Consider the following 4654-nt stretch of genomic DNA (forward strand, 5'->3'; position numbering starts at 1 on the left):
CGCGGCGGCTGCCGCGAAAGCGGGAGCGGCGGGGATGTCGCCTTCGGGTCATGGCGGAAGGATGGCGGGATCCGGCGCGTGGGGGAAGGGCCGATCGGCGCGCGCGTCCCGGATGCGGGAGGCGGCATGGAACAGGCCGCACCTGCGCTCCGCCGGCGCGGCAGCGCACCATCGGGGAAGCACCTCAGAACGGACGGGTCAGGAGTGGAAGCGGACCCGGAGGAATCGCCGCTTGCCGACCTGCAGCAGCACCTCCCCTTCCCGCGGCACGTTGCGCGTTTCGTCGGTGCAGCGCTCGCCGTCCACCCGGACGCCCCCCTGCCGGATCAGCCGCCGGGCTTCGCTCGTCGACCGCGCCAGACCCAGCTCCGCCAACAGCTTCGGCAGCCATGCGGGAGGCCCGCCCGCCGGGAGCGTCCGCTCTTCGATGTCCGAGGGCAGCTCCTTGCGCCCGAAGACCCGCTCGAACTCGCGTTCCGCTCGCTGCGCTGCGTCCTCACCGTGGAACCGGGCCACGATCAGCCGTGCCAGGCGGGCCTTCGCCTCCCGCGGATGCGCCTCGCCGGCCGCGAGCGCCCGTTTCAGGGCCTCCACCTCCGCGGCAGGAAGGCCGCTCACGAGGTCGTACCAGCGCAGCATCAGCTCGTCGCTGATCGACATCACCTTGCCGTAGATCTGGTCCGGCGGCTCCGTCACCCCGATGTAGTTCCCCAGGGACTTCGACATCTTCTGGACGCCGTCGGTGCCCTCGAGCAGTGGCATGGTCATGATGACCTGCGGCTCGAGACCGTAATCGGGCATGATCTCCCGCCCGACGTTCAGGTTGAACAGCTGGTCGGTGCCGCCCAGCTCCACGTCGGCCTCGAGAGCGACCGAGTCGTAGGCCTGAGCCAGCGGATAGAGGAATTCGTGGATCGAGATCGGGCTTCCCGATTCGAACCGCTGCTTGAAGTCCTTCCGCTCCAACATCCGCGCCACCGTGTAGTGGCCGGCGAGCTTGACCATGCCATCCGCGCCGAGCGGGAGCAGCCATTCGGAGTTGAACCGTGTCTCGGTTCGGGCCTCGTCGAGGATCATGAACGCCTGCCGCGTGTAGGTCTCGGCGTTGGCGAGAATCTGCTCCCGCGACAGCGGAGGACGCGTCTTCGACCTCCCCGACGGATCCCCGATGGAGGCGGTGAAGTCGCCGATGACGTAGACGACGCGGTGTCCGAGATCCTGGAACTCGCGCATCTTGGACATCAGCACGGTGTGCCCCAGATGGATATCGGGCGCGGTGGGGTCGAACCCGACCTTCACCGTCAGGGGCCGCCCCGAAGCCCGCGACCGCTCGAGCTTGGCCCGCAGCTCCTCCTCCGACGTCAGGTCGACCACGCCCCGCCGGAGGATCGCGAGCTGCTCCTCCACCGGGGGGAACTTCGGGCTCACCGTGCCGTCCTCCCGCGGCCGGCCCCGTAGCGACCGGCCACGGGAATGCCGAGGCGCCCCCGGACTTCCTCCATCGTGGCCCGAGCCATCGGGGCGAGCTTCTCGGTGCCGGCGGCGAGGATCTCGGCGATGCGGTCCGGGTGGCGCTCGATTTCCGCACGCCGCTCCCGCATCGGCTCGATGACGGCGCTGATGTTCCTCGCGACCACCTTCTTGCAGTCCCGGCAGCCGATGGCGGCCGTGCGGCAACCCTCGGCGGCCCAGCGCTGTTCGTCGGCCGAGGAGAAGAAACGGTGGTAGCTGTAGATGTTGCAGTCCTCGGGAACCCCGGGATCGGTCCTCCGCTTGCGCCGCACGTCGGTCTTCGCCGGAGCGATCTTCTGCCAGACCACGTCGGGAGGATCGTTGAGCGAGATGTGGTTCCCCAGGCTCTTCGACATCTTCCGCTCGCCGTCCAGTCCCATGACCCTCGGCGCCGGGGAGAGCAGCGCGCGGGGCATCGGAAAGGTCGGGCCGTAGCGGTTGTTGAACTTCCCCACCACGTCGCGCGTGAACTCGATGTGCTGGACCTGATCCTCCCCCACGGGAACGCCGTCGGCCTTGTAGATGACGATGTCGGCCGCCTGGAGGACCGGATAGTCGAAGAGCCCGACGTTGACGTTCTCCGGCTGCTTCTTCGCCTTGTCCTTGTATTGGGTCATCCGCTCCAACAGCCCCATCGGGGTCAACGTGTTGAGGATCCAGGCGAGCTCGGCGTGCTCGGGCACCGTCGACTGGACGAACATCGTGCAGCGCTCGGGATCGAGGCCCGCGGAGAGCCAGCCGAGCACCATTTCGCGAATGCGGTCCGGCATCTCCTTCGGGTCGTAAGGCTGTGTGAGGGCGTGGAGATCGACGACGCTGAAGATGCAGGGATACCGGTCCTGCAGCTCCACCCACGTCTTGAGCGCTCCGAGGTAGTTGCCGATGTGCAGCTCCCCGGAGGGCTGCATGCCGCTGAAGATGCGCGTGATCGGCGGCTCGGGAGCGTCCGCCTTCGCCTCCGGGCCGCCCGCCGGAACCTCTCGCTCGGTCACGTGCTCGCTCCTCGTCCGCCAGCCGGCGCCCCGCCGGCAGCCGGGCTGGCGGGCGAGTATACCGGCTCGCCGGCCGCCGCCGCGGCCGCGTTCAGGACGCCTGGTCGAGGTGCCCCCGCCCGCGAAGGGAGGTCCAGCCCGAGCGGGTCACGATCACGTGGTCGTACAGGTCGAGGCCGAGCAGGCGCGCTCCGCGCGCCACCGCGTCGGTGAACCGCAGATCCTCCCGGGAGGGCTCCGCGCACCCGGAGGGGTGATTGTGGGCCAGGATGAGGGCGGCCGCGCCGAGGCGGAGCGCCGGTTCCAGCGCGTCGCGCGGCACGGCATGGGCGACGTTGAGCGTTCCGACGGCGACCGTCTCCCGAGCGATCAGGAGTCCTTGAGCATCCACGTAGAGACCGACGAGATGCTCGCGCCGGGCCGCGGCGATGTCGCGGACGATGGCGCCCACCGCCTCCGGCGAGAGGAGCGCCGGACGCGACTCGCCCGCGTCCAGGCGCTTCCACAGGCGCAGGACGGCCGCCAGCCGGCGCGCCTCGGAAGGGGTGAGCCCGGGCGCGCCGGCCGCCGCCGCCTCCATCACCCCGGCCAGGTTGCCGAAGCGGCGCAACAGCGCCGCCGCCCGTTCCCGTCCGCGCCGACCCCGCCCGCCGAGGATCTCGGCGAGCGGTTCGATGTCGCACGGGGCGGCGGCGCCGTTGGGGCGATCCATCCCGGTCCTCCCGCCGGCCCCCGTGCAAGGTCGGGGCCGCAGGGGAAGGCCGCCGCACCGGGCCCGCCGCGGCGCGCGCTGTCCGCCGGCGGACGCACCGACCGGCCGCACCTCAGGTGCGGTCCTTCCGGGCCCGCCTCCACACGGTCTCCGAGAGGGCCGAGAAAGGGATGCGCGGCGGCTCGTGGTCCGGATCACAGCGGTACCGGGAGAAGTCGGTGACGCCGCACTCTCGGAGGAAATCCTCGTCGATCAGCTGGCGTCCGGTGACCTCCGCCGGATCGCGGCGGACGAGGGCCAGCGTCGCATCGCTGACGATCTCGGGCCGGCGCCACTGGCGCCGATCACCGAGGCCCCAGCCGATCGTCGCCTGGGACTCGATCATCGTCGCGGGCCACAGGCTGTTCACCGCGATCCGGTGGGAACGGAACTCTTCGGCCATGCCGATCGCCGCCATCGTCATGCCGAACTTGCTGATCGTGTAGCCCACGACTCCCGGGTGCGGGCGCGTGTCCAGGGGCGGAGACATCATCACGATGTGACCTCCGTGCCCCGCATCGATCATCGCCGCCGCCGCCGCACGCGACAGCAGGAAGGCCGCGCGCACGTTGACCCCGATCATCAGGTCGAAGCGGCGCGCGGGCGTGTCGAGCACCGGCTGCCACCACAGCGCACCCGCATTGTTGATCACGATGTCGACCCGCCCGAAAGCGTCGAGGGTGCGCCGGACGAGATCCTCGAGCGCTTCGGCCTCGCGGACATCCACCTTCACCGGCAGCGCCCTCGCCCCCCGGCGCTCGATCTCGGCCGCCGTCTCGTGGATGGTGCCCGGGAGCTTCGGGTGCGGTCGATCCGTCTTCGCCGCGACCACCACGTCCGCCCCGGCGGCCGCGAGGTCGATCGCGATCCGCCGGCCGATGCCGCGGCTCGCGCCGGTCACGATCGCCACCCTGCCCTTGAGATCCATCGGCGCCTCCTCCGCCGCCCGCTGCGGCGCCCGGCCATCTTACCGGCGGCCTCCGCCCGCAGCCCGGCGCGGGGCGCTATGCTCCGCGCCGGGCGACGATCTCCAGGAGGACGGAAGCGTGGGCGGGCCCGACACGACCGGAAGCGCCGCGGGCGGCGTCCCGGGACGCGCCGACGTGGCCTTCGGCGCGGCCCTCGCCGCCTTCGGAGTGGCCGCGGTGTGGGTTCTCCCGGCGCTCCCGCAGGAGTTCATCCACCGCCACCTGTGGGCGCTCCGCCAGCTCGCCGGACTGCCGTCCGCGGCGCGGGCCGCGATCAGCCTGGCGCTCGCCGCCGCGGCGGTTCCCCGGGGGGCGAGCGCCGTCGCAGCCGTGGCGTCGAGGCTCGCGGCGGCGTGGCGGCGGCTTCCCCGGTGCGTGCGCCGCGCGGCCGCCGCGCCGGCGCTCTTCGCCGTTTTCTGGGCGCTGCGAAC

Annotated in this window: 5 protein-coding genes; 1 reads left to right on the forward strand and 4 read right to left on the reverse strand. The window is 71.7% G+C overall.

Annotated features, from left to right (window positions below):
- Window positions 1–198 precede the first annotated feature (198 nt).
- The 4 genes from D6718_13065 to D6718_13080 form a co-directional block, all read right to left on the reverse strand.
- Entirely contained in the window at window positions 199–1428 is a 1230-nt protein-coding gene (locus D6718_13065; GenBank protein ID RMG43022.1) for a tyrosine--tRNA ligase, read from the reverse strand.
- Window positions 1425–2441 (reverse strand): tryptophan--tRNA ligase, encoded by a 1017-nt coding sequence (trpS, locus tag D6718_13070; GenBank protein RMG43026.1) that lies wholly within the window; start codon window positions 2439–2441, stop codon window positions 1425–1427. The genes D6718_13065 and trpS overlap by 4 nt, the downstream gene beginning before the upstream one ends.
- A gap of 154 nt (window positions 2442–2595) precedes the next feature.
- Entirely contained in the window at window positions 2596–3216 is a 621-nt protein-coding gene (gene radC / locus D6718_13075) for a DNA repair protein RadC (protein RMG43023.1), read from the reverse strand.
- Between the two features lie 112 nt (window positions 3217–3328).
- Complete coding sequence (locus D6718_13080) at window positions 3329–4183, reverse strand: SDR family NAD(P)-dependent oxidoreductase (protein ID RMG43024.1); 855 nt, start codon at window positions 4181–4183, stop codon at window positions 3329–3331.
- Window positions 4184–4301: 118 nt separating this feature from the next.
- Between D6718_13080 and D6718_13085 the strand changes: the two genes are divergently transcribed.
- Window positions 4302–4654 (forward strand): hypothetical protein (locus tag D6718_13085; GenBank protein ID RMG43025.1); only part of this gene is annotated, 353 nt, incomplete at its 3' end.

This window comes from Acidobacteriota bacterium, assembly GCA_003696075.1.
Lineage (GTDB): Bacteria > Acidobacteriota > Polarisedimenticolia > J045 > J045 > J045.

Excerpts from the sequence above, each read along its gene's own strand:
- D6718_13080 (RMG43024.1), bottom strand. The coding sequence starts at position 4,183 with ATGGATCTCAAGGGCAGGGTGGCGATCGTGACCGGCGCGAGCCGCGGC.
- radC (RMG43023.1), bottom strand. The coding sequence starts at position 3,216 with ATGGATCGCCCCAACGGCGCCGCCGCCCCGTGCGACATCGAACCGCTC.